Source organism: Agrobacterium fabrum str. C58 (assembly GCF_000092025.1).
GTDB lineage: Bacteria > Pseudomonadota > Alphaproteobacteria > Rhizobiales > Rhizobiaceae > Agrobacterium > Agrobacterium fabrum.
The window spans coordinates 2,685,036-2,708,159 of record NC_003062.2; the positions used below are offsets into that span (position 1 = coordinate 2,685,036).

The following is a 23,124-nucleotide window of genomic DNA, read 5'->3' on the forward strand; positions in this document are numbered from 1 at the left end:
TCCATGACCTTCAAGGCGACCGTTCTGACGCTCTACCCGGAAATGTTTCCGGGGCATCTCCAATATTCGCTAGCCGGCAAGGCGCTGGAGCGAGGGCAGTGGTCGCTGGACCCCATACAAATCCGCGAATTTGCCACCGACAGGCACAGAAGCGTCGATGACACGCCGGCAGGCGGCGGCGCCGGCATGGTGCTGAAACCCGACGTATTGGCCGCGGCCATCGATCATGTTTCGAAAGGCGACACCCGGCCACGGCTGCTGATGAGCCCGCGCGGCAAACCGCTGTCCCAGAACCGCGTGCGCGAACTGGCGGCCGGCGACGGCGCGATCATCGTCTGCGGCCGCTTCGAGGGCGTGGACCAGCGCGTCATCGAGGCACGTGGGCTGGAGGAAGTATCAATCGGCGATTACATTCTCTCCGGCGGCGAACCGGCGGCGCTGACGCTGCTGGATGCTGTCGTCCGCATCCTGCCGGGCGTCATGGGCAACGATCTCTCTGGCGTGCATGAAAGCTTCGAGGGCGGGTTGCTGGAACATCCGCATTATACCCGCCCGCAACTCTGGGAAGGCCGCGATATTCCCGCCATCCTCACGTCAGGCAATCACGCCGCTATCGACAAGTGGCGACACGAGCAGGCGCTGGCACTGACGAAGGAAAGACGGCCGGATCTGCTGGAAAAAACTCAGGCCGAGACGAAATAATAGGCCGTCAGTACTAGCCCGACTGCAATGACAAGCCAGCGGATGATCCATTGCGGCACCCGTCTTGCAGTGTGCACGCCCACATAGCCCCCAAGTGCTGCCGCCGGAAACATGATGAGCGCCGCCCACCAGGACACGACGCCGCCGCTGACGAAGATCGTAATGGCGATGACGGCAATCACCACCGATAGCAGGTTCTTTAGCGCGTTCAGATGATGATAGCTGCCGCCGGAGGTTATCCCGAGGATGGCAAGCATCATGATGCCCATGCCCGCCCCGAAAAAACCGCCATAGATCGAAGCGAGCCCCTGAAAGACGAGGCTCGGCAGATTGCCGGGGGAGCGCTCCGCACTCGCCTTCGGCCTGAGCCACGGGCCCGCAGCAAAAACCGCCGTGGCGGCCAGCAGCAACCATGGCACGAGCTGGCGGAAGGCAGGATTGTCGAGCGACAGGAGCAGAAGCGACCCCGCAAGCCCGCCCACGACGGAAACGACAGACAGCGAGACCGCTTCGCGCCAATGAGCACGGATTTCCGGCCCATAGGCGATCACCGAGGTGATGTAACCCGGAAACTGCACGATCGCCGAGGTGGCATTGGCGACGATGGGCGGCAGACCGGCCAGCGTCATTGCCCCGAAGGTCAGGAACGTGCCGCCACCGGCGATCGCATTAACGACACCAGACAAAAAACCGGTCGTAAACAGCATGAGAACGATGAAAACTGACATGGCCCCTCCCAAGGTTCTCATGCCATATCCGGCAGCAAGCCGCTTCGCAACTGCCGGAGCGCGGCGCTTAATTGATAAAATATTGTCACGAAAGGGATGACAAATGGCGCTTGCTAGTATATGTGCGCGCTTGGAATTGGGGTTTACCCCTTTAACCGCAAGCAAAGAATGGCGAACCCGCTCCTGCCGTAAGGCATGGTCTGAAGGCATTGACCGACAGGCGAACCGTTGAGCGCTCTGGCTGTTTCAGAAGAAATCAGAGGTTAACATGACCAATATCATTCAGCAGCTGGAAGCCGAACAGGCTGCCAAGATCGAAGCAAAGCGCACCCTGCCTGAGTTTTCTCCGGGCGACACGCTGCGCGTCAACGTTCGCGTGACGGAAGGTAACCGTACCCGCGTTCAGGCTTACGAAGGCGTTTGCATCGCCCGTTCTGGCGGCGGCCTTTCCGAAAGCTTCACCGTTCGCAAGATCTCCTACGGCGAAGGCGTCGAGCGCGTATTCCCGATCTACTCCCCGCTGGTCGAAGGCGTTGAAATCGTTCGCCGTGGTAAGGTTCGCCGCGCGAAGCTCTACTACCTGCGCGACCGTCGCGGCAAGGCTGCCCGTATCGTTGAAAACACCGGTACGCGCGCCCGCAAGCTGAACGAATCCGAACGCCAGGCAGCTGCCGAAGAAAAGGCACGTCTGGAAGCTGAAAAGGTAGCAGCAGCACAGGCTCTCGCCGCCGAAAAGGCAGCAGCCGAAGCCGCAGAAGCCAAGGCAGCGGAAGAAGCAGCAAAGGCTGCAGAAGCTACGGCGGAATAAGATTTCCATTTCGATGGATGCACGAAAGGCGGCCTTCGGGTCGCCTTTTTTGTGGTCTCAGGCTGCCAATCGCAAACCGGAGGCCGCAAACTGCCAATTCGATACCTGGCCCGAATTACGGGCGGCGGGCCAGAAACCTTAAGAAACGCTGTCGCTTTTTCCCGTCTGCTGGTTCCATTTCAGTTTTTTCTGGATAAACCAACAGATTCCAAACAGATAACAGATATTTACTTAGATTTTTCAGGCGGGTGTTTTAGCCCATCCTCGAATAGCATTGCCTAATCCCTTTTATTGTGCAATTTTCTTGCTGTTTTAGGTGTTATTATGTTTTTATTTAATTCTTTTTTAACAAAAAATAAGTCCACTTTTTTCGCGGTTGGCCTCGCCAGCGCGTTGATGAACATCCTTAATCTTTCCGGCTCGCTTTTCATGCTGGAAGTTTACGATCGCATTTTGCCCAGCAAGAGCATTCCATCTCTTGTGGCTTTGGTTGTTCTCCTGATCGTTCTCTACGCGTTTCTGATGGGGTTCGACGCATTGCGGGGCCGTATATTGGCGCGTATCTCCGACAATATGGATGATGCGCTCAATCAGAAGCTTTTCAGGGCATCGATCAGCGCGCCGCTTCTCGCCTCCAGCAAGATCGACGGGCTGCAGATCGTCGGTGATCTCGATCAGATCCGCCAGTTTCTTTCCGGACCGGGCCCGGCAGCCTTTTTCGATATTCCCTGGCTGCCCATCTATCTCCTGATCTGTTTTGCCCTGCATCCCTGGATCGGTTTTGCGGTGCTCGGCGGGGCCGTGGTTCTCGTCGTGCTGACGCTTCTGACCAATTGGCTGACCGAAAGGGCGACGAAGCAGGCCTATACCGCGCGAGGCCAGAGAAACGTGCTTGTCGGCAGCAGCCAGCGCAACATCGAATCCATCAAGACCATGGGTATGATGGGTGCGGTGACGTCGATGTGGGACGAATTGCACTCCAAATATCGCTCCGTGACCCTGTCGACGTCAGATACCGCAGGCATGCTCGGCGCCATGTCGCGAACATTCCGCCTGTTGTTGCAATCCGGCGTCATGGCCATCGGCGCCGTGCTTGTCATCGACGGCCACGCCTCGGCAGGCAGCATCATCGCAGGATCGATCCTTTCTGCAAAGGCACTCGGCCCTGTCGAACATGCGATCGCGAACTGGCGCAGCTTCATGACCGCCAGGCAGGGGTGGAAACGCGTCAACGAGTTTTTGGAGCTTGTGCCGGAGCCCGCCCCACCGCTCTCCCTGCCGCGTCCGCAATTTACCGTTGCCGTCGATCGTGTCACCGGTGGCCCGCCGAATGGCGCGCGCGATACGGTCGCCGACATCTCCTTCACGCTGAATGCGGGCGACGGGCTCGGCATCATCGGTCCAAGCGCCTCGGGCAAATCCACCCTGGCGCGTCTGATGACCGGCATCTGGCCCTATGAGCGCGGCTCCGTCCGCTTCGATGGGGCAGCACTCAACCAGTGGGACTTCGAGTTTCTCGGTAAATCCATCGGCTACATGCCCCAGCAGGTGGAACTGATGCCGGGAACGGTCGCGCAGAACATCGCGCGTTTCGACCGCAATGCGACTGCGGAATCGATCGTTGCTGCCGCCAAGGCCGCTCAGGTGCATGAGCTGATCCTCAACCTGCCGAATGGCTACGATACCTCTATAGGCGATCGCGGCGAGGCTTTGTCGGGCGGGCAAAAGCAGCGCATCGGCCTTGCCCGCGCGCTGTTCGGCGAGCCCTTCTTCGTCCTCCTCGATGAGCCGAATTCCAATCTGGACAGCGAAGGTGAGGCGGCCCTGCGCAATGCCATCGGCGACATCAGAGCGCGCGGCGGCATTGTCGTCGTCATTGCACACCGCCCCAGCGCCCTCGAAAGCATCAATATGGTGATGGTGATGAGCAATGGCCGGATGCTGCGCTTCGGCACCAAGGAAGAGGTGCTTGCACAAATCCTGCGGCAGAATATCCGCCAAGTGCCCGAGGGGGAAGAAACGCGCAAGATTGAAAACCGGGTGAGCGAAAATGGCTGATGCAGAAAAAACCGGTACGACGAATTCATCCATTCTCAGGCACTCGGCCGCCGTGGTCGTCCTCGGTCTCGGCCTTCTCGTCGGAATGGGCGGCTGGGCGGCTTTCGCAAAGCTTGCCGGCGCCGTGGTGGCCACGGGCCGGGTGGTCGTTGAAGGCAATTCCAAAAAAATCCAGCATCTTTCCGGCGGCATCGTCAGTGAGATCAATGTCGTCGAAGGCGACAGGGTCGCGGCTGGTCAGATTCTGTTACGGCTGAGCGCCACGGTCGTTCAGGCAAACCTCTCAATTATTGAGAATACGCTTGCGCAACTCTATTCGCGTCGGGCGCGCCTGCGGGCAGAGATTGCCGAAGAACCCTCTTTCACCGTGACCGAAGACCTGACGGCACTGACGAGTTCGAAGTCCGCCAAAACCTTCATCGATAGCGAACAGAACCTTTTCAACAGTCGTCGCAACGCGTTGATCGGCATGAAAAAGCAGCTTGCCACACGCAAGCTTCAACTGGCCGACGAGGCACGTGGCCTCGACGTACAGGTTGAGGCCACGGAAAACGAACTCGCCATTGTGAAGGAAGATGTCTCCAAGACAGATGAGCTCTTGAAAAAAGGACTCGTCACGCTCCAGCGCCTCAATCTCCTCAAACGCCAGCTTTCCAATCTTGAAGGTCAGCAGGGCCAATATATCGCGGCTCGTGCGCAGACCGTGGGCAAGCTGAGCGAACTGGACCTGCAATTGCTTCAACTCGACGAAGACCGAAAATCGGAAGTCACGAAAGATCTGACATCGATCGAAGCAACCGTTGCCGAATATGAAGAACGGCTGGCGGCAACACGCGACCAGCTAGATCGTCTCGACATCCGCTCACCGATTGCCGGTCGTATCTATCAACTTTCAGTGCACAACATAAACGGCGTCATCCAACCCGGTGAAGTGCTGATGCTGGTGGTTCCTGACAAGGATGATCTTGCAATCGAAGCCAATATAACTCCGCGAGACATCGATCAGATTTATGTCGGGCAGCCGGTCACCGTTCGCTTCACGGCGTTCAATCAAAGCACGACACCGGACTTGAGCGCGGAAGTTGCTGTGGTCGCCCCTGATCTGCAGACAGATTCCCGAACTGGCACATCTTATTACGTCCTGCGCATCAGACCTAACAAAGCTGGCATGGGGCATCTACCTGGCGGGAAGTTGTATCCTGGCATGCCGGCGGAAGTATTTATCCAGACCAGCGAGAGAAGTGTTCTCTCCTATTTTGTGAAGCCGTTCCAGGACAGACTCAAAAAGACCTTCGTGCAGGAATAGTTTCTTACTTTTTAAGCAAAAAATAGAAAAATTTTCAACACACCAAATACGCGATTTTTTTGAAAATACGATTTTCTTATATTGTATTATGGTTTTTTATGTATTAAATGTTACCCGCAACAATTAACAGAAACTTAATTTCAATTCATCGATTTCTCAAAAATTTATAGGAGTTTAAAATGGCGTTAAAAGTAACGTTTGGTAATGGCGGCGCCGCTTCGGTTTCCTCGCTTACAAGCCTCATTGATCAGGAAGCTTATAAGCTCCTCACGGAATCGACCGCCCAGGTTAAGAATGGCTCCTCGATGGAAACCGGCAGTGTCAACGTCGGTTCCGTGTCGGTTCCCGGCACGGGTGCTGGCGGTACGGTTGATGTTGGCTACGACGCGTCCGCAAACGCCTTTAAGTTCGACGTGTCTTCGGCATGGAACTCGGTAAAGAACGCCCTTGCCCAGTCAGACACCTCTGAAAACCTTATCTTCAAGGATTTCGTTCAGGTCGACGTTCATCTCGGCGGCACCGGTTCGTCCAACGTAGACGTTTCCAATGCCAAGCGTGGCAACATCTCAACGGGTGCAGGCAATGACACCGTCACCGTTTCGGTCGTTTCCAACGACAAGAACTGGGTAAATGCCTTCAACATCGATACGGGTGCCGGTAACGATACGATTGTCGTGAAGGCTGGCACTGCATTTAACGAAGCTGGTGCCGGCGGTATCGCTGCCGGAACCAATGTCGTTAACGGCGGTGCCGGCGTCACAGACGGAAGCTTCACCTCCGTCAAGATCGACGCGGGTGCAGGTAACGACACCATCGACCTGAGCGGTGTGAACTTGGCTTCGTCGCTGGTGACCGGCGGCAAGGGAATCGATCACATCATCGCAAGCGGTGGCGCCGATACCTTTGTATTCAATCTCGGTGATATGGCCAAGAGCATTGTCACTGACACGATCGATGGTTTCAACGCCGCCGTGGACAAGCTCAAGCTGGTAAATACGACCATCGATAGTTGGGCAGTGAGGTTCGAAGACAACGACACCGTTCTCACCTACAACGTCACTGGCGAGCACAAAGGCGAGAAAATCGTTCTCTCCAACGTCCATCTGACCGGTAGCGACTGGTTCACCGCATAAGTCTCTGAAGAGAATTTCATATTCTATCGCTTAAAATGATTGTGGCCCGGAAACCTCCGGGCCACAATTTTTATATGTGCAACTGTGAGTAATCGCGTCAGCTGTCTCAATCTTCCAAAGTCAGGCAGCCTTGACCTGATTGCCCATTTTACGCGTTGCGATGATGACGAGCACCCCTGCAAGCGCAAGGCAGAACGCAAGGAAGAACATCGGCGCGATCGTGCTGCCGGTTTGATCCTTGATCCAGGGCACGACATTCTGCGCCACGAAGCCACCGAGATTGCCGACGGAATTGATCGCGGCGATACCCGCAGCCGCACCCGCTCCCTTGAGGAAACGGCCGGGCAGGCTCCAGAACACCGGCTGGCCGGCGAAGATACCTGCGGCAGCGACACAAAGGAAGGCGAACTGCAACACCGGATCGCTGAGCAATGCCGACATCAGCAGGCAGAAAGCGCCAACGAAAGCCGGACCAACAATATAGGGCGTCTTGTTCTTCGCCTTGTCGGCCGCGGAAGGCACGACGAACAGGGCAATGGCGACGATAATCCAGGGGATGATATTGATGAAGCCGTTGGTGGTGTTGGAAACACCAAAACTCTTCACGATCGTCGGAAGCCAGTAGCTAAGCCCATAAGCAGCCAGCGGAAATCCGACGTAGCACAGCGCCATGAACAGAACGCGCGGGTTGACCAGGGCCTTGAAACCGTCTTCCGCATGTTCTTCCATGCCCTTGTTTTCTTCGGCCAGCCGGTTCTTCAGCCAGTCCTTCTCATCCTGGGTGAGGAACTTCGCCTTATCAGGCGTGTCATCCAGATAAAAGAAGGTTACGATGCCGGCGATGACGGCAGGTATGCCGGTCGCCAGGAAAACCCATTCCCATCCGGCATAACCGAGGAAACCATCGAGATCGAGCAGCATGCCGCCGAGCGGCGCACCGACTGCGTTGGCAAGCGCGCTGAAAATCATGAAGAGGCCGATCATGCGACCGCGATAATCACGCGGGAACCAGAGCGTCATGAGGAACAGCACGCCGGGGAAGAAGCCCGCCTCGCAAAGCCCGAGCAGGAAACGCAGGATGTAAAACATCGTGGCGTTCTGCGTATAGGCAAGCGCGATGGTGACGGCGCCCCAGGAAACCAGAATGCGGGCAAACCATTTGCTGGCGCCGAAACGGTTGAGGAACAGGTTGCTCGGCACTTCGAAGAGGAAATAACCGATGAAAAACAGCGAAGCGCCAAGACCGTAGGCATATTCGCTCAGGCTCAGCGCATCGACCATCTGCAGCTTGGCATAGCTGACATTCTGGCGGTCAATATAAGCGATGAGGTAGAGAAGGCCAAGAAACGGCATCAGCCGCCAGGTGATCTTCGATATGAGGGCCTTTTCGGATACCATGTGCTTTCCTCCCTTCGATTTCTCGTCGAATGCAAATGATAAGGGAACCCATCTATATGTGCGCCGCAAAATAGGCAAGTTGCGTCGCACCATATCGATCGCAAAGCGTTGCAGCGCAGGCGATCCAACCGTGGTGCAGCGCATATGAACGAAACTATTCCATCCTTCGGCGCGTCTCCCAAGCATTCATATTGCCGTAAAACCATCGATCTGCTATGAAAGTTGCCATGGGATCTAAATTCGGATGTCTCGCTCAGAATGTTTACGTGCTGCAGGACCACAAGCGTCTGCCGGCACGGTTCTTTGCGCGCATTTCCGGGGCGCTCAACAGCCGACTTAGGCTCGCCTGACAGCACCCGCTGTCCACCGCCTTTCTGAACCCTGATTACCCTTTTCCATGACAAGGCATAGAGCCATGAGCGCACCCCGCACTTTATATGACAAGATCTGGGACGACCACGTCGTCAATCGTGACCCGGACGGAACCTGTCTTCTCTACATCGACCGTCATCTCGTGCATGAGGTGACGAGCCCACAGGCCTTCGAAGGTTTGCGCATTGCCGGTAGACCCGTGCATTCGCCGACCCGCACGCTCGCCGTGGTCGACCATAACGTTCCGACCACAGCCGACCGGCTGGAAGGCATCAAGAACGAGGAAAGCCGCATTCAGGTGGAAGCGCTTGCGCAGAACGCCAAGGAGTTCGGTGTCGAATATTATTCCGAGCGCGACAAGCGCCAGGGCATCGTCCACATCGTCGGCCCCGAGCAGGGCTTCACCCTGCCCGGCATGACGATCGTCTGCGGCGATAGCCACACCTCCACCCACGGCGCTTTCGGCGCTCTGGCGCACGGTATCGGCACGTCGGAAGTGGAGCATGTTCTGGCCACCCAGACGCTGATCCAGAAAAAGGCCAAGAACATGCTGGTGCGTGTCGATGGCAAGCTTCCGGAAAGCGTGACCGCCAAGGACATCATCCTTGCCATTATCGGCGAGATCGGCACGGCCGGCGGCACCGGCCATGTGATCGAATTTGCTGGCGAGGCGATCCGCTCGCTCTCCATGGAAGGGCGCATGACGGTCTGCAACATGACCATCGAGGGCGGCGCCCGCGCCGGTCTGATCGCACCCGATGAAACGACTTTCGATTACATCAAGGACAAACCGCGTGCGCCGAAGGGTGAGACGCTGGAACAGGCCATCGCATATTGGAAGACGCTGAAATCCGATGAGGGCGCCCATTACGACAAGGTTGTCATCCTCGATGCAGCCAATCTGCCGCCAATTGTCTCCTGGGGTTCATCTCCGGAGGATGTGACCTCCGTTGAAGGCATCGTTCCCAATCCCGATGATATCGAGGAAGAAAACAAGCGCACTTCCAAATGGCGCGCGCTTGACTATATGGGCCTGAAACCCGGCACGCGCATCACCGATATCGCCATCGACCGTGTCTTCATCGGCTCCTGCACCAATGGCCGCATCGAGGATCTGCGGGCGGCGGCCAAGATCGTCGATGGCCGCAAGGTGGCTTCCACCGTCTCGGCCATGATCGTGCCCGGCTCCGGACTCGTCAAGGAACAGGCGGAAAAAGAAGGTCTGGACAAGATTTTCCTCGACGCCGGTTTCGAATGGCGCGAACCGGGCTGCTCTATGTGCCTTGCCATGAATGACGACCGCCTGAAGCCCGGCGAACGCTGTGCCTCCACCTCGAACCGCAACTTCGAGGGCCGTCAGGGCTATAAGAGCCGAACCCACCTCGTCTCGCCAGCCATGGCTGCGGCTGCGGCAATTGCCGGTCATTTCGTCGACGTGCGCGAGTGGCAATAATTCTAACAGATGCCAGACAACAAAAAACCCCGGAGCGATCCGGGGTTTTTCTTTGGCTCTATTCCGAAATGATCTTGACCCGCTGGCCGGGCTGAAGCGTGGCCGTGGCGCTCATTGCGTTAATCATGCGGAACATGTCGAGCTTCCGCTCCGTTCCCATCATCCGCGCCGCCATTGTCGCCACAGTTTCACCGGGCTTCACAGTCACCACGCGTACTCTAAGCGGCTTCAGCGAGGCAATCTCCTGCGGCGTCATCTTGCGGAAGCTGGTGCGCAGCACATTGGCTATGGAATCGAGCTGCGTATTGCCCTTCGGAACCGCCGTCAAAAACCGGAAAATCTGCTGACCGACACGAATGACGGTCACGTCGAAATCCCATTTATCGGCGCTGGCGCGGGCTGTCGCAGCCTCCAGACCGTTGATCTGCGTTTCCTTGACGGTTTCCGGCAACAGGCCGGCAACCCAGCCGCTGGTCAGGTAATTGGCAAGGCTCGTCTGTTTCGGATCGGCCACGCCATCGAAACGGATGGCCATGTCGCCCGGGCCAGTCGCCAGAACGGCCTCTACCTTGTTGTCGATGACGAACCCTTCCGGCACGTCGAAACGGATACCCAGCGTTCCATGCAGGAATGTCTGGCCGCGGACATAACCCTCTTGTGGGCTGTCCCCGTAAAGCAGGCCGTCTATGCCATCCAGAAACCAGTCGCGGCCCCGGTCCCCGACCTGCCCTTCCTGTCCGAAGGCGCGGGCATGACGGCGCGCCAGCTCGATGCGCTGCGGCGTGTTGGGGTGGCTGGAAAGGAAGTCGAGGCTCTGGTCGTTTTCGGGATCGGCCGAAGAGAACCGGGCATAGGCCGCCATGGAATCCAGAAAACGCGGCGATGCATAAGGGTCATAACCGGCCTCGCCCAGCATGCGGACGCCGATGACGTCCGCCTGCAATTCCTGCTGACGGGAGAAGGCCGCAAGCCGCAGCTTGCCGCGGGCCAGTGCCTGTTTGCCGGCAAGGTCGCTCGACAGAACTTCTGCAACCACGCGGCTGGCAATCACCTCCGCCTCTTCGCGGCGCTGGCGTTCGATGCCGTGGTTTGCGGTCACATGGCCCATTTCGTGCGACAGCACGGCCGCCACTTCCGAGGCGTCATTGGCGAGCGCCAGAAGCCCGCGCGTCACGTAAAGATATCCACCGGGCAAGGCGAAAGCATTGATGGCGGGCGAATTGAGAATGGTAATCCGATAGGATTGCTGCGGATTTTCCGAGACGGCCGTCAGCGCGCCGGCAATGCGGGCGACCAGCCGTTCCGTCTTGGCATCGCGATATTCGCCGCCATAACTTGCCACGATGCGCGGATGTTCGCGTGCACCCATCTGGGCACGCGGATCATTCTTCTGCACCTGCTCCACGGTCTGCGGATTGTCAGAGGGACGCAATGTGGACTGGTAGGCCGGGCTGAACAGGGACTGGCACGATGACAGCAGCACGGCAGACGCCGTCAGCGTGGACCACGCCGCAGCAAGCCGCCCGGAACGGCGAAGGCCTGAACCGGAGAAAAGCCTCCGCTGTGCAGTCATGCTATTTTTCATTCTCTATGCCTGCCCCTTAACGTTCCTGATCATCCGTTAATTGCAGACCAGAATAACAGATTCGCCCCAACGGGCGATGAATGCCAAAACGGTAAAAACGATCCATCAAGTCCGGAATATTCCTGAAGAACGCAATAATTCCCATCTTTTCTCGGGCAACAACTTGAAACTGGCAAGTGCAAATTAGCGCCATTGAAGTTATCTAAAGCGATTGCCAGCGGCACGCGTCGAAAATAAGGCGATCAGCCATTCAGAAAACTGTCTACCGCCTTCACATTTTGTGTGGCGAAGAAATCTGCGGTCGAGCCTGCATAGACAACGCGGCCGCGATCAAGAAAAACCACCCGTTGCGCCAGCTTTTTTATGTCGTCGGGGTGATGCGTGACAATAATCACCGTATTTTTTGTTTCGGCGTGCAAGTCGAGAAGCAGAGCCGTCATGCCCGCCCGCAGTCCCGGATCAAGCGCGGCGAAGGGCTCATCGAGCAGCATGACCGGTTTTTGCCGCACCAGCGCACGCGCCAGCGCCGCCCTTTGTCTTTCGCCGCCGGAAAGCGTGCCCGGCAGGCGCTTGTCGAAACCCGCAAGACCGACGCGCGCCAGCGCCACCTCGATCCTCTGCCGGTCTTCCGCCCGCAATTTCAGGCCGGGACTGACTCCGAGAGCGACATTGGTGAAAATATCGAGATGGGCGAAAAGATTATTGTCCTGAAAGATCGATGAAACCGGCCTTTCCGAAGGGTCCGATGCCGCCATGTCCTGTCCGTGGATAACCACACGGCCAAAATCTGGCACCTCGAAACCGGCAACGAGATTGAGGAGCGTCGATTTTCCCGAACCGGAGGCACCCACAACCGCAGTCACCTGACCTTGCGGAAAGGTGCAATCGAGATCGAAGTTCTGCGTTCCGAGCCGTAGCCTGATCTTATCCAGCGCAACGGCAAAATCATCGCCTGTCATATGCCAGCCCTTGCTGATGGGGATTGCCGTGAAGTACCGCCTGCTGCAAGCAGCAGGCAAACGACACCGAGGAGGAAGGCATAACCGGCCGCATCGTTGGTGCGATAGCTGCCCATATTGCTGTAGACCAGCCAGGGCAAGGTCACGAAATTTTTCGATCCGAACAGTGCAACTGCCCCCAGATCGCCGAGCGATAGCGCCATGGCAAAAGAAAGCGCCATCAGCATGGGCCGCCAGAGAACCGGCAGATCGGCAAACCGCAGCCGCGAATAGCCCTGAAGCCCGAGACTGGCGGAAAGGCGGCCAGTGCGCAGGAAATGGCTGGTGAAGGCCGGCTCCATCACCCGCATGGCAAGCGGCAGAGCCATCAGCATATTGATGAGCGCCACGAGAACGGGTGCATAAAAACTGACATCACCAAACACCCGCAACAGCAGGAACCATCCGCTTCCCAGCACGACGGGCGGAACAAGCAGCACCAGCGACGACCCCGCCCCAAGCAGGGCGGAAAGCAGGCCGAAAGGCCACGCCAGTTGGCGTCTGGAGCCGATGGCCTGGCGTGCGCCGATGATCGCCATGCAGCAGAGGACGACGAGAATTGCCGACAGCATGGCGATTAAAAGACTGGTCGTCGCGGCACGCAGGAAGATCGGCGCGATGAGCAGACGCGACAGATCGGCCTGCAGCCCCGAAACAGCTATGGCGACAAGCGGCAGCCCGACCAGGAAAACGGCAAAAACGATTGCCGCACCGTCCCACAGCCGCGCGCCTGTAGTTCTGCCGTCGAAACGGCGGATGTTGCGACCGAGCGAGGAGATTTCCGCTTCCGGCGATGGCAAAAAGGCAAGGAGTCCGAGCAGGACTGCGGTGAGGACGATCTGCAGAACCGAAAGCGCAATCGCCCGCTGCGGATCGAAATCGAACCGCAGCGCCTGATAGATCGCCACCTCCAGCGTTGTCGCCGCCGGCCCGCCGCCGAGAAGAAGCACGAGCGTGAAACTGGTGGCGCACAGCATGAAAACTAGCCCGGCAATGCCGGGAATGAGCCGCGAGACCGCCGGCCATTCGATGAAACGGAAAACCGAAACCGGCCCCATGCCGAGACTTGCCGCCATGCGCCAATATTCCCCCGGAATACGCTCCAAGCCCGCCAGCATCAGCCGAACACTAAGCGGCAGATTGAAGAAGACGTGAGCGATGAGAATGCCGGAAAGTCCGTATATGCTGAAAGGCTCGTCCGCCCCGGCAAAAACAAGGGCACTGTTCAGCACACCCTGCCTACCCCAGATGGTGATGATGCCAAAGGCACCGACGATCACCGGTAGCCCCATCGGCACCGCCATCAGCCGGATGATCCAGATCCTTCCGGGAAACTCTTTCCGCCGGGCGAGCGCCAGAGCGACGGGCAGGCCAAGAGCAATGGACAAAAGGGTGGACAACGTCGCCTGGTACAGCGTGAAGCGCAGGATGCGCAGTGTGTAGGCATCCATGACACCGGCGGCGGATGCGCCGACATCAAAGGACAATAGCGCGAAAACCGCGAGCGCCATGAACAGGAAAACGGCGGCAAAAGCCGCCGTCCCCAAAATGATCGACCGCCGATAATCGCGACGCAGCATCATGCGCGGGCGTGCCTCTTCCTCAGTTCATGCTCATGGCCGAAAGCCATTCGTCGATCCAGGCTTTGCGGTTCTTCGCCACCTCTTCGGGATCCATCAGAAAGGTCTTCTGCGGCACGACGAGTTTGGAAAATGCCTCGGGCAAGGGCGCCGACGTTGCCGCAACCGGCATCATCCAGTTGTTTTCGGGAATGGCATCCTGAAAACCTGATGTCAGTGTGAAAGCGAGAAACTGCTTTGCCAGCTCCTTGTGCGGTGCGTTTTTGAGAAGGCCGGACACTTCGATCTGGATGTAATGCCCTTCCGAAAAGGCCGCAGCCTGATAACGGTCCGACTTTTCGGCGACCATGTGATAGGCCGGCGAGGTGGTGTAGGAGAGCACCATCGGCACCTCTCCCTTGGTGAACAGGCCATAGGATTCCGACCAGCCGGGCGTGACGGTGAGAATGCGCTTCCTGAGCTTTGCCCAAGCCTCCGGCGCCTTGTCGCCATAAACTGACTTTACCCACAAAAGCAGGCCAAGCCCAGGTGTGGAGGTACGCGGGTCCTGAATGGCGATCTTCTGCGCGGAGTCGCCTTCCACCAGTTCTTTAAGGCTCGCCGGCGGGTTTTTCACCGCCTGCGTGTCATAGATCACAGCGAAATGCCCATAATCATAGGGTACGAAAACATCGTCCTTGTAACCGCCCGGCACCTTGGCCGCCGATGCATCGATGCCACTGGCGTCAAAAAGGCCGGTCTGTTTGGCTTCCGCGACAAGATTGGTGTCGAGCCCGACCACGACGTCCGCCTTGGAACCGCTGCCCTCAAGTTTCAGACGATTGAGCAGCGCCACGCCATCCGCGACACCGACAAAATTGACCGTGCAGACGCAAACCTTCTCGAAGGCTTCCTTCACCTTGGGGCCGGGGCCCCATTCGGAAACGAAGCTTTCATAGGTGTAGACGGTCAGTTCCGGCTTGTCCTGCGCCGCGGCTAAACCGGGCAGAAACAGCGAGGCGGCAATGACGGAATTCAGGAAAAGACGACGGCGCACGGGTATCTCCTCAAAAGACGAGAAGGAGTAGCCGCTTGCCTTTAAGCCGTCTAATCCCTCCGCCGGTATGAACCGGATCAGGTTCTTCGGGTTGGCAAGCCTCTCAGCCTTCTGCACAAAAGCACAGAAGACACCCCGTTAGATCAAGATGATGGTTTAGTCCCGTCGTCGGTGATTGGCAAGATGGGCGAGATCAACCCTGTCCCGTCATATGCACCAGCTCCCAGACGTGACCGTCGGGATCCTGAAAGCTGCCGGCATACATAAAGCCATGGTCCTGAACCGGTTTCCAGCTGCTACCGCCGGAGGCAAGCGCGGTTGCGATCATCTCGTCGATCTCCTCCCGGCTTCCAGCGGAAAGGCAGGTCAGAACCTCGGTGCTCTGTTTGGCATCGGCGATATCGCCATTAATGAAATCCCGAAACCGGTCCTCCTGAAGAAGCATCACGAAAATGTTCTCCTCCACGATCATGCAGAGCGTGCGGTCGTCGGAATATTCCGGATTGAAACTGAAACCGAGGGCCGTGAAGAAGCTTTTCGACACCTCGATATTCTTGACCGGCAGATTGACAAAAATCATGCGCATTTTCAGATCTCCTCCAAACGAGCGGGGTCATAGAACGGTAATTCCGCTTGCCTGTCAAAGGCCGACGAAGGACTGCTCGAACGGAGAGTGCCTGGCTTCAGCTCTCAAGTTCCTCGCGCAGCATCTCCAGTTCCAGCCATTCCTCTTCCATGGTTTCCAACTTTTCGCGCAGCTTTTCCATTTCCTGCGCCAGCTTGTTGAAGGTCGCCTGATCCTTGGCAAAGAGTTGCGGGTCAGCCATGCGCTGTTCGCGTTTTGCGATCTCTTCCTGGGTCTTTTCCATTTCCTTCGGGAGGTTTTCGAGAGCGAATTTCTGCTTGAAGGAAAGTTTGCCCTTGGCCTTCGCTGGCTCCTGCGACGGCGAGGCTGAGGATACGGCCTTGGCCTTTTCCTGCCTTTCGGCCTTGCGTTTTTCGTCCGCCGCACCCTTGCGCTGTGCCATCATGTCCGAATAGCCGCCCGCATATTCGATCCAGCGCCCATCCGGTTGATCGGGATTGGCGGGTGCGATGGTGGAGGTGACGGTGCGGTCGAGAAAATCACGGTCGTGGCTGACGAGAATGACCGTGCCGGAAAAACCGGCAACGATCTCCTGCAACAGATCGAGCGTTTCAATATCGAGATCGTTTGTCGGTTCGTCGAGGATCAGAAGATTGGTCGGCCGGGCCAGAATGCGCGCCAGGATAAGACGGGCGCGCTCCCCGCCGGAGAGATTGCGGATGGGCGTGCGCGCCTGCTCCGGCTGGAACAGGAAGTCCTTCATATAGCCAGTGACATGCTTCACTTCGCCATTGACGAGGAGATTGTCACCACGCCCGTCGGTCAGATAATGCGCGAGCGTTTCGTTGGGATTGAGATCCTCGCGCTTCTGGTCGAGCGTGGCGATCTCCAGATTGGTGCCGAGCTTCACCGTGCCGCTATCGGGCTCAAGCTCGCCCGTCAGCATCTTCAGAAGCGTCGTCTTGCCCGCACCGTTCGGCCCGACGAGGCCGATGCAATCTCCACGATGAACCCTGAGCGAGAACGGCGCCACGATCACCCGCTCGCCATAAGCCTTGCTGATGGCATCCGCCTCGATCACCAGCTTGCCGGATTCCCGCCCTTCCGTGACGGTCGCCTGCACGGAACCCTGCGGCCCCTTGTGGCCGCGATAGTCCGCACGCATGGCCTGAAGCTCGCCGACGCGGCGCATGTTGCGCTTGCGCCTTGCGGTCACGCCATAGCGCATCCAGTGTTCTTCACGCTCGATGGCCTTGCCGAGCTTGTGCTGTTCCAGTTCTTCCTCTTCCAGCACCTTGTCGCGCCATTCCTCGAAATGGGCAAAGCCGCGATTGAGACGGCGCGACTGGCCGCGATCGAGCCACACCGTGGAGGTCGAGACCTTTTCGAGAAAACGCCGGTCGTGCGAGATCAGCACCAGCGCACTGCGCGTCTGTTGCAACTCACCTTCCAGCCATTCGATGGTGGGCAGGTCCAGATGGTTGGTCGGCTCATCCAGCATCAGAATATCAGGTTCCGGCGCCATGACGCGGGCAAGCGCTACACGGCGCGCTTCGCCGCCTGAAAGGCTTTCCGGATTTTCCTGCCCGGTAAGACCCAGATGCTCAAGAAGATAGGTCACGCGATAGGGATCGTCGCCCGGCCCGAGCCCCGCTTCCGCATAAGCCTGAACGGTGGCGTAACCGGCAAAATCCGGCGCCTGTTCCAGATAACGAATGGTGGCGGCGGGATGCCGGAAAACCTCGCCCGACTGCGCCTCGACCAGGCCGGCGGCAATCTTCATCAGCGTGGATTTGCCCGAGCCATTGCGCCCCACAAGGCAGATGCGGTCACCGGGCTCTACCTGGAGGTTGGCACCGTCGAGCAGCGGGGTCACGCCGAAGGTCAGCTTGATATCGTCGAGTTTCAGAATTGGGGGTGCCAAGGCGTCAGGCTCCGGTCAGGTCATAGGGGCGGGCGAGCACGATGGCCTTGCCGCTTTTCAGCGAGAAATGCACAGGGCCGCCATTCGCGACATTGGAAATAGTGCGGGAGGACCCGAAAGCAAGCGCGAAATCATTGAGCGGATAACGCACATTACCGATATCGAGCCCCTCAAGGGCGGTAAACCCGGCAACCGAGAACAACGATCCAGCCGGCAGATCAATGGCGAGCGAACCGGCAAGCAGGGGCCTCGCCTCTTCTTCACCGGAGGTCAGCGTCACCTCGAAACCACGCTCCGCAAGCGCCACGGCATAAAGAAGGTGCTGAAGCGCATGGTCGCTTCGCGCGCCACCAAGCGCGCCAACCAGCAGCAACGAATGCGCGCCGCGCAAAAGTGCTTCGGACACCGCGATCTCACCATCCGTCACGGCCTTTGCGGCCGGATAGGGTTGCCGCGTCACATCCGGCCAGGCATCGAGGAGCTCTTGGTTGGCGGAATCGAAATCCCCGACCCACAGTTCGGGCGTGAGACCGAGCGGCGTGGCGTGGCGCATGCCGCCATCGGCCGCAATCACACGGCTATTGACGACCGCCCGTTTCAGACGATCGGACACCGCGACATCGCCGCCAAGCAGAATGGTGAAGCGCTCTTTGTTCATGCCCTGCCTTACCGCACCTCGGCCGAAAATGGAAAGCCGAAACCCCGATGAAATCAGCCTATATTGATTTTCGCCGGCTTCGGGATTATGAAACGCCTCAGTGGTGATTTGCCGACCGGCTTGCAGCCACTTTAAAGAAGTCGCTAAAGGGTCGAGGAAAAGGGCAATTTCCTGGGACCGGCCGCGATTTCGCTGCCGGTTTTTTTGTTTTCGCAACGTTCTTTACGTGATCCGGAAAAGAGAGTTCGACATGCCGATCAAGATTCCCGATACCCTTCCCGCCTTTGAGACCCTCGTTCATGAGGGTGTGCGGGTCATGACCGAAACGGCGGCCATCCGGCAGGATATTCGCCCGCTCCAGATCGGGCTTCTGAACCTCATGCCGAACAAGATCAAGACGGAAATCCAGATGGCGCGTCTTGTTGGCGCCTCGCCGCTGCAGGTGGAATTGTCGCTCATCCGCATCGGCGGTCACCGCGCCAAGAATACGCCGGAAGAACATCTCCTCTCCTTCTACCAGACCTGGGAAGAGGTCCGTCACCGCAAGTTCGACGGCTTCATCATCACCGGCGCACCGATCGAACTGCTAGATTATGAAGATGTGACTTACTGGAACGAGATGCAGCAGATTTTCGAATGGACGCAGACCAACGTCCATTCGACTCTGAATGTCTGCTGGGGCGCAATGGCCGCCATCTACCATTTCCACGGGGTGCCGAAATACGAGTTGAAGGAAAAGGCTTTCGGGGTTTATCGCCACCGCAACCTTAGCCCCTCATCGATTTACCTTAACGGTTTTTCAGACGATTTTCAGGTTCCGGTGTCGCGTTGGACGGAAGTGCGCCGCGCCGATATCGAAAAACACCCCGAGCTGGAAATCCTGATGGAGTCCGACGAGATGGGCGTGTGCCTGGCGCATGAGAAAGCCGGAAATCGGCTCTATATGTTTAACCACGTTGAATATGATTCCACTTCGCTTGCGGATGAATATTTCCGTGATGTGAACTCCGGTGTCCCCATCAAGCTGCCGCATGATTATTTTCCCCACAATGATCCGGAGCTTGCCCCGCTGAACCGCTGGCGCAGCCACGCCCATCTGTTTTTCGGAAACTGGATCAACGAGATATACCAGACGACGCCTTATGACCCCCAAGCCATCGGGAAACTGGCGGCGTAAACTGCGGGATTGCGAATTGCCGGAAAATGACGCAACGTCCGCCCGGCAATTTGCGATACCAGGGAGAATGACGAGATGAGCGACGGTGCGGCACGAGAAGATTTTGGTTTCACGGCGACCGGCGAAAAGGTCGAACGCGTCACCATCTCGAAAGACGGTTTGACGGCGAAAGTCATCACCTGGGGCGCTGTTATCCAGGATCTGCGGCTTGACGGCCACCAGGCCCCGTTGGTGCTTGGCTTCGACAAATTCGAGGATTACAAATACTCCTCCTATTTCGGCGCCACGCCCGGCCGCAATGCCAACCGTATCGGCAACGGCAGGTTCGCGATCGACGGCCATGAATACCAGCTAGAACTGAACGAAAAGGGCGTGACCCATCTGCACGGCGGCAGCGACGGCATGGGCAAGCGCAACTGGATGCTGATGGAGCATGGCGAAAGCCACGCCGTCCTGCAGATTATCGACCCCGATGGACGCGCCGGTTATCCCGGCAATTGCACGGTCACTGCTACCTATACGATCCGCGATGGCGGCGTGCTTTCGGTTGTTTATGAAACGGTGACCGACCAGCCGACCATCGCCAATGTGTGCCAGCACTCCTATTTCAACCTCGACGGCGCGGATACCGCACTTGGCCATGAGATCAGCATCGCCGCTGACTTTTACCTGCCGACCAACGAACAGCAGATACCGACCGGCGAAATCCGCTCCGTCGAAGGCACCGTCTTCGACCTGCGCCACCCGACGCCGATGCGGCGCAAGGAGAATGGCGAACAGGTTCTCTACGACCACAATTTCTGCCTTTCGCCCGAGCGTCGCGCCAAGCGCAAGGTCGCCCGCGCCTATTCACCTGCCTCCGATATCGCCCTTGAAGTCCACACGACAGAGCCCGGTGTGCAGTTCTATTCAGCCTTCAAGCTCGACGTTCCCGTTCCGGGCCTCGATGGCCGCCATTATGGCCCCTTCGCCGGTTTCTGCCTTGAAACGCAGATTTGGCCCGATGCCGTCAATCACCCGGATTTTCCGCACGCCATCCTGCGGCCGGGCGAAACGCTGCGTCAGGAAACGGATTATATTTTCAGGAAGGGCTGAGGCAGAGGGTCGGGATCAGTCAAGCACGCAGGATCAGTCAAGCACGCAGCCGACATAGCCGCCCGAGGCGCGGGCCCGACGCTCGATAAGGCCGGCCAGCCGCTGCAGGCCGCGCCCGGGTTTGCTCGCCACGCGATCAATCGGATTGGGCAGGGAGACAGCCAGCAACGCCGCCTGACGGGAGCTAAGCTTGGCGGCCGGTATCTTGAAATGATGCTGGGCGGCCGCCTCGATGCCGTAAATGCCCGGGCCCCATTCGGCGACGTTGAGATAAATCTCCATCATCCGCTTTTTCGACCAGACGAAATCAGCCGCGATTGCCAGCGGCAGTTCCAGCCCTTTCCGCAGGAATGAGCGACCGTTCCATAAAAACAGGTTCTTGGCCGTCTGCATCGGAATGGTGCTGGCACCGCGGGTGGAGGCCCCATCCAGTGCATTGCTGACCACGGACTGCATCTGGTTCCAGTCCACGCCGCCGTGGAAACAGAATTGCCCATCCTCGGACATCATCACGGATTGCACGAGGCGCGGCGAAATATCCTCGAGCGGCACCCAGCGCCTGTCATAACCCTGAAGGGTCACGAGATCGGCAAGCATCAGCGTTGAAACAGGTCGGATGAACGGCAACGCATAAACCGGGATCAGCAAATAGGGCAGGATCAGCAAAGCCAGCAAGGTCATGATGATGCGCTTTGCCAACGTGCGAAAATCCACCTTCGGACTGCTCCGGTCTTCCGCCAGCACGGCGTATTCTGCGTCGCTTTCAGGCGTACTGCTCAATATCCGTCCCCGCGCCCGCGCCAATTGAAGCCTTTCATAGTCCATTGCCGTCTTCAAGGCGAGTCCGGTCACGCTGTTGCGCCTTCGGAATCACGAAAAGGTTTGCCTGCATTCGTCCGGCATGCCAAAGAGCGCGCATGGACGCTCAGATGACGAATTTCGAAACGCGGCTGCGCGAAAACGCGGCGAAAACCGAAGCGCTGCTTGGCCACCTGCTTTCCGGCGAGGCGCGCGCGGACGAGATCACACGCCCGCAAAACCTGCTAGAGGCCATGCGCCATGGCGTGCTGAACGGCGGCAAACGCCTGCGGCCTTTTCTTGTCATCGAGAGTGTCGCCCTTCTGGGCGGAGATGCCGAAGCCGGCCTCCACGTCGGCGCAGCACTCGAATGCCTCCATTGTTATTCGCTTGTCCATGACGATCTGCCAGCCATGGACGACGACGACCTGCGCCGTGGCCAGCCGACCGTGCACCGCAAATTCGACGAGGCAACCGCCATCCTCGCCGGTGACAGCCTGCTGACGCTTGCTTTCGACATAATCGCCTCGGATGACAATCCGCTGGCGGCCGAGCGCAAGGCCGCCCTCGTTATCTCGCTCGCGCGTGCCGCCGGTATTGGTGGCATGGCTGGCGGGCAGGCCCTTGATCTCGCTGCCGAAAAGAAAGCGCCCGACGAGGATGGCATTATTACATTGCAGGCTATGAAAACCGGTGCCTTGCTGCGTTTCGCCTGTGAGGCCGGCGCGATCATTGCCGGCAGCAATCAAGCCGAAAGGCAGCGACTGCGCCTCTTCGGCGAAAAGATTGGCCTTTCCTTCCAGCTTGCCGACGATCTTCTGGATCTGACCGCCGATGCCGCCACCATGGGCAAGGCGACCGGCAAGGATGCCGCACGCGGCAAGGGCACGCTGGTGGCCTTACGCGGCGAAGCATGGGCACGCGAAAAGCTTCAGGAGCAGGTGGCGGAAGCCAGCGAACTCCTCGCCCCCTACGGCGAAAAGGCCGCGATTCTCATCGCGGCCGCAAGATTCATCGCCGAACGGAAAAGCTGACCTCTCAGCTTTTCATCATCCAATCAGCCCTTGAGCGGCGAAATCAGCACTTCGACGCGGCGGTTCTGCGCACGACCATCCGACGTGGCATTCGAAGCAATCGGCTGAGACGGGCCGAAGCCGAGCGTCGAAATACGGCGCTGGTCGACGCCGCGTGCACCGAGATAATTGGCGACAGAGGCAGCACGACGCTCGGAGAGCGCCTGGTTATGCTGCAGGCTGCCGGTGGAATCGGTGTGGCCGTTGATGTCGATCAGCGTACGGTTGAACTTGTTCAGTACGATGGCGACAGAATCGAGTGTCTGGTAGAACGGCGGAATGACCTGGTCCTGATCCGTGGCAAAGGTGATGTTGGATGGCATGTTGAGGACGATGCTGTCACCGCGGCGGGTCACCGAAACGCCGGTTCCCTGAAGCTGGGCGCGAAGCTCGGCTTCCTGCCCGTCCATGTAGTTGCCGATGGCGCCGCCAGCGAGAGCACCGATGCCCGCACCGATCAGCGCGGCGTTGCGGCGACCAACCGGCGAGCCGCCGACAGCCAAACCACCGAGAGCACCAACGACAGCGCCGATGCCGGCACCGCCGGCCGTGTTCGACATCTTCTGCTCGCCCGTATAGGGATCAGTGGTGGTGCAGGCGGAAAGATAGGTGCCGCAAAGGGCGACGATCGCGATTTTTTTGATCATTTTTCTGGA

The 23,124-nt window shown here is 58.3% G+C and carries 20 protein-coding genes and 2 riboswitches; of the genes, 9 read left to right on the forward strand and 11 right to left on the reverse strand.

Annotated features, from left to right (window positions below; genetic code table 11):
• Positions 1-3: 3 nt before the first annotated feature.
• Positions 4-702: a tRNA (guanosine(37)-N1)-methyltransferase TrmD gene (gene trmD, locus ATU_RS13160; RefSeq protein WP_010972500.1), complete on the forward strand. Its 699-nt coding sequence runs from the start codon at positions 4-6 to the stop codon at positions 700-702.
• Here the strand turns inward: trmD and ATU_RS13165 are convergent.
• Complete coding sequence (locus ATU_RS13165) at positions 684-1,430, reverse strand: sulfite exporter TauE/SafE family protein (protein WP_010972501.1); 747 nt, start codon at positions 1,428-1,430, stop codon at positions 684-686. The genes trmD and ATU_RS13165 overlap by 19 nt on opposite strands.
• A gap of 268 nt (positions 1,431-1,698) precedes the next feature.
• Here ATU_RS13165 and rplS point away from each other — a divergent pair, with 268 nt between their 5' ends.
• The 4 genes from rplS to ATU_RS13185 all read left to right on the forward strand — a co-directional run bounded on the left by rplS (position 1,699) and on the right by ATU_RS13185 (position 6,735).
• Positions 1,699-2,238 (forward strand): 50S ribosomal protein L19, encoded by a 540-nt coding sequence (gene rplS / locus ATU_RS13170; RefSeq protein ID WP_006310880.1) that lies wholly within the window; start codon positions 1,699-1,701, stop codon positions 2,236-2,238.
• 324 nt (positions 2,239-2,562) lie between these two features.
• Positions 2,563-4,296: a type I secretion system permease/ATPase gene (locus tag ATU_RS13175; protein WP_010972503.1), complete on the forward strand. Its 1,734-nt coding sequence runs from the start codon at positions 2,563-2,565 to the stop codon at positions 4,294-4,296.
• On the forward strand, positions 4,289-5,602 hold the full coding sequence (locus ATU_RS13180; RefSeq protein ID WP_010972504.1) for an HlyD family type I secretion periplasmic adaptor subunit: 1,314 nt from the start codon (positions 4,289-4,291) through the stop codon (positions 5,600-5,602). Before ATU_RS13175 ends, ATU_RS13180 begins: the two co-directional genes overlap by 8 nt.
• A gap of 179 nt (positions 5,603-5,781) precedes the next feature.
• Positions 5,782-6,735, forward strand: a complete 954-nt coding sequence (locus ATU_RS13185; protein WP_010972505.1) for a M10 family metallopeptidase C-terminal domain-containing protein — start codon at positions 5,782-5,784, stop codon at positions 6,733-6,735.
• Positions 6,736-6,855: 120 nt separating this feature from the next.
• Here the strand turns inward: ATU_RS13185 and ATU_RS13190 are convergent, their stop codons facing one another.
• On the reverse strand, positions 6,856-8,133 hold the full coding sequence (locus ATU_RS13190; protein ID WP_010972506.1) for an MFS transporter: 1,278 nt from the start codon (positions 8,131-8,133) through the stop codon (positions 6,856-6,858).
• A 415-nt stretch (positions 8,134-8,548) separates the two neighbouring features.
• Here ATU_RS13190 and leuC point away from each other — a divergent pair, with 415 nt between their 5' ends.
• Entirely contained in the window at positions 8,549-9,958 is a 1,410-nt protein-coding gene (gene leuC / locus ATU_RS13195) for a 3-isopropylmalate dehydratase large subunit (protein WP_010972507.1), read from the forward strand.
• 58 nt (positions 9,959-10,016) lie between these two features.
• Here leuC and ATU_RS13200 read toward each other — a convergent pair whose 3' ends face one another.
• The 7 genes from ATU_RS13200 to ATU_RS13230 all read right to left on the reverse strand — a co-directional run bounded on the left by ATU_RS13200 (position 10,017) and on the right by ATU_RS13230 (position 18,325).
• Complete coding sequence (locus ATU_RS13200; protein ID WP_035258005.1) at positions 10,017-11,531, reverse strand: M48 family metalloprotease; 1,515 nt, start codon at positions 11,529-11,531, stop codon at positions 10,017-10,019.
• A gap of 254 nt (positions 11,532-11,785) precedes the next feature.
• Positions 11,786-12,502: a thiamine ABC transporter ATP-binding protein gene (locus ATU_RS13205; protein WP_010972510.1), complete on the reverse strand. Its 717-nt coding sequence runs from the start codon at positions 12,500-12,502 to the stop codon at positions 11,786-11,788.
• Positions 12,499-14,124, reverse strand: coding sequence for a thiamine/thiamine pyrophosphate ABC transporter permease ThiP (gene thiP / locus ATU_RS13210; RefSeq protein ID WP_010972511.1), 1,626 nt, complete (start codon positions 14,122-14,124; stop codon positions 12,499-12,501). The genes ATU_RS13205 and thiP overlap by 4 nt, the downstream gene beginning before the upstream one ends.
• Before the next feature lie 19 nt (positions 14,125-14,143).
• The gene (thiB, locus tag ATU_RS13215) at positions 14,144-15,157 is read right to left on the reverse strand and encodes a thiamine ABC transporter substrate binding subunit (protein ID WP_010972512.1); all 1,014 of its coding nucleotides are present in this window, start codon (positions 15,155-15,157) and stop codon (positions 14,144-14,146) included.
• A 37-nt stretch (positions 15,158-15,194) separates the two neighbouring features.
• Positions 15,195-15,305, reverse strand: a riboswitch (TPP riboswitch).
• A gap of 45 nt (positions 15,306-15,350) precedes the next feature.
• The gene (locus tag ATU_RS13220; protein ID WP_010972513.1) at positions 15,351-15,743 is read right to left on the reverse strand and encodes a VOC family protein; all 393 of its coding nucleotides are present in this window, start codon (positions 15,741-15,743) and stop codon (positions 15,351-15,353) included.
• Positions 15,744-15,840: 97 nt separating this feature from the next.
• Positions 15,841-17,667 carry an ABC-F family ATP-binding cassette domain-containing protein gene (locus ATU_RS13225; protein ID WP_010972514.1) on the reverse strand — a complete coding sequence of 609 codons (1,827 nt, stop codon included), beginning with the start codon at positions 17,665-17,667 and terminating at the stop codon, positions 15,841-15,843.
• A gap of 4 nt (positions 17,668-17,671) precedes the next feature.
• Entirely contained in the window at positions 17,672-18,325 is a 654-nt protein-coding gene (locus ATU_RS13230) for a thiamine diphosphokinase (protein WP_010972515.1), read from the reverse strand.
• Between the two features lie 90 nt (positions 18,326-18,415).
• Positions 18,416-18,492: riboswitch (SAM riboswitch) on the forward strand.
• 83 nt (positions 18,493-18,575) lie between these two features.
• On the opposite strand from ATU_RS13230, the gene metA reads away from it, so the two are divergent.
• Complete coding sequence (gene metA / locus ATU_RS13235) at positions 18,576-19,502, forward strand: homoserine O-acetyltransferase MetA (RefSeq protein ID WP_010972516.1); 927 nt, start codon at positions 18,576-18,578, stop codon at positions 19,500-19,502.
• Positions 19,503-19,577: 75 nt separating this feature from the next.
• Positions 19,578-20,597, forward strand: a complete 1,020-nt coding sequence (locus ATU_RS13240) for an aldose epimerase family protein (RefSeq protein WP_006310896.1) — start codon at positions 19,578-19,580, stop codon at positions 20,595-20,597.
• A gap of 33 nt (positions 20,598-20,630) precedes the next feature.
• Here ATU_RS13240 and mtgA read toward each other — a convergent pair whose 3' ends face one another.
• Positions 20,631-21,278: a monofunctional biosynthetic peptidoglycan transglycosylase gene (gene mtgA, locus ATU_RS13245; RefSeq protein ID WP_370363052.1), complete on the reverse strand. Its 648-nt coding sequence runs from the start codon at positions 21,276-21,278 to the stop codon at positions 20,631-20,633.
• A gap of 236 nt (positions 21,279-21,514) precedes the next feature.
• On the opposite strand from mtgA, the gene ATU_RS13250 reads away from it, so the two are divergent.
• Positions 21,515-22,429 (forward strand): polyprenyl synthetase family protein, encoded by a 915-nt coding sequence (locus ATU_RS13250; RefSeq protein ID WP_010972518.1) that lies wholly within the window; start codon positions 21,515-21,517, stop codon positions 22,427-22,429.
• A gap of 23 nt (positions 22,430-22,452) precedes the next feature.
• On the opposite strand, the gene ATU_RS13255 is transcribed toward ATU_RS13250, so the two are convergent.
• Entirely contained in the window at positions 22,453-23,115 is a 663-nt protein-coding gene (locus tag ATU_RS13255) for a YiaD family glycine zipper/OmpA-like lipoprotein (protein ID WP_006310900.1), read from the reverse strand.
• Between the last annotated feature and the right edge of the window lie 9 nt (positions 23,116-23,124).

What these genes read in the sequence shown, in the direction of transcription:
- trmD (WP_010972500.1), top strand. Translation starts at nt 4, where the DNA reads ATGACCTTCAAGGCGACCGTTCTGACGCTCTACCCGGAAATGTTTCCG.
- ATU_RS13165 (WP_010972501.1), bottom strand. Translation starts at nt 1,430, where the DNA reads ATGTCAGTTTTCATCGTTCTCATGCTGTTTACGACCGGTTTTTTGTCT.
- rplS (WP_006310880.1), top strand. Translation starts at nt 1,699, where the DNA reads ATGACCAATATCATTCAGCAGCTGGAAGCCGAACAGGCTGCCAAGATC.
- ATU_RS13175 (WP_010972503.1), top strand. Translation starts at nt 2,563, where the DNA reads ATGTTTTTATTTAATTCTTTTTTAACAAAAAATAAGTCCACTTTTTTC.
- ATU_RS13180 (WP_010972504.1), top strand. Translation starts at nt 4,289, where the DNA reads ATGGCTGATGCAGAAAAAACCGGTACGACGAATTCATCCATTCTCAGG.
- ATU_RS13185 (WP_010972505.1), top strand. Translation starts at nt 5,782, where the DNA reads ATGGCGTTAAAAGTAACGTTTGGTAATGGCGGCGCCGCTTCGGTTTCC.
- ATU_RS13190 (WP_010972506.1), bottom strand. Translation starts at nt 8,133, where the DNA reads ATGGTATCCGAAAAGGCCCTCATATCGAAGATCACCTGGCGGCTGATG.
- leuC (WP_010972507.1), top strand. Translation starts at nt 8,549, where the DNA reads ATGAGCGCACCCCGCACTTTATATGACAAGATCTGGGACGACCACGTC.
- ATU_RS13200 (WP_035258005.1), bottom strand. Translation starts at nt 11,531, where the DNA reads ATGACTGCACAGCGGAGGCTTTTCTCCGGTTCAGGCCTTCGCCGTTCC.
- ATU_RS13205 (WP_010972510.1), bottom strand. Translation starts at nt 12,502, where the DNA reads ATGACAGGCGATGATTTTGCCGTTGCGCTGGATAAGATCAGGCTACGG.
- thiP (WP_010972511.1), bottom strand. Translation starts at nt 14,124, where the DNA reads ATGATGCTGCGTCGCGATTATCGGCGGTCGATCATTTTGGGGACGGCG.
- ATU_RS13220 (WP_010972513.1), bottom strand. Translation starts at nt 15,743, where the DNA reads ATGCGCATGATTTTTGTCAATCTGCCGGTCAAGAATATCGAGGTGTCG.
- ATU_RS13230 (WP_010972515.1), bottom strand. Translation starts at nt 18,325, where the DNA reads ATGAACAAAGAGCGCTTCACCATTCTGCTTGGCGGCGATGTCGCGGTG.
- metA (WP_010972516.1), top strand. Translation starts at nt 18,576, where the DNA reads ATGCCGATCAAGATTCCCGATACCCTTCCCGCCTTTGAGACCCTCGTT.
- ATU_RS13240 (WP_006310896.1), top strand. Translation starts at nt 19,578, where the DNA reads ATGAGCGACGGTGCGGCACGAGAAGATTTTGGTTTCACGGCGACCGGC.
- mtgA (WP_370363052.1), bottom strand. Translation starts at nt 21,278, where the DNA reads ATGACCTTGCTGGCTTTGCTGATCCTGCCCTATTTGCTGATCCCGGTT.
- ATU_RS13250 (WP_010972518.1), top strand. Translation starts at nt 21,515, where the DNA reads ATGGACGCTCAGATGACGAATTTCGAAACGCGGCTGCGCGAAAACGCG.
- ATU_RS13255 (WP_006310900.1), bottom strand. Translation starts at nt 23,115, where the DNA reads ATGATCAAAAAAATCGCGATCGTCGCCCTTTGCGGCACCTATCTTTCC.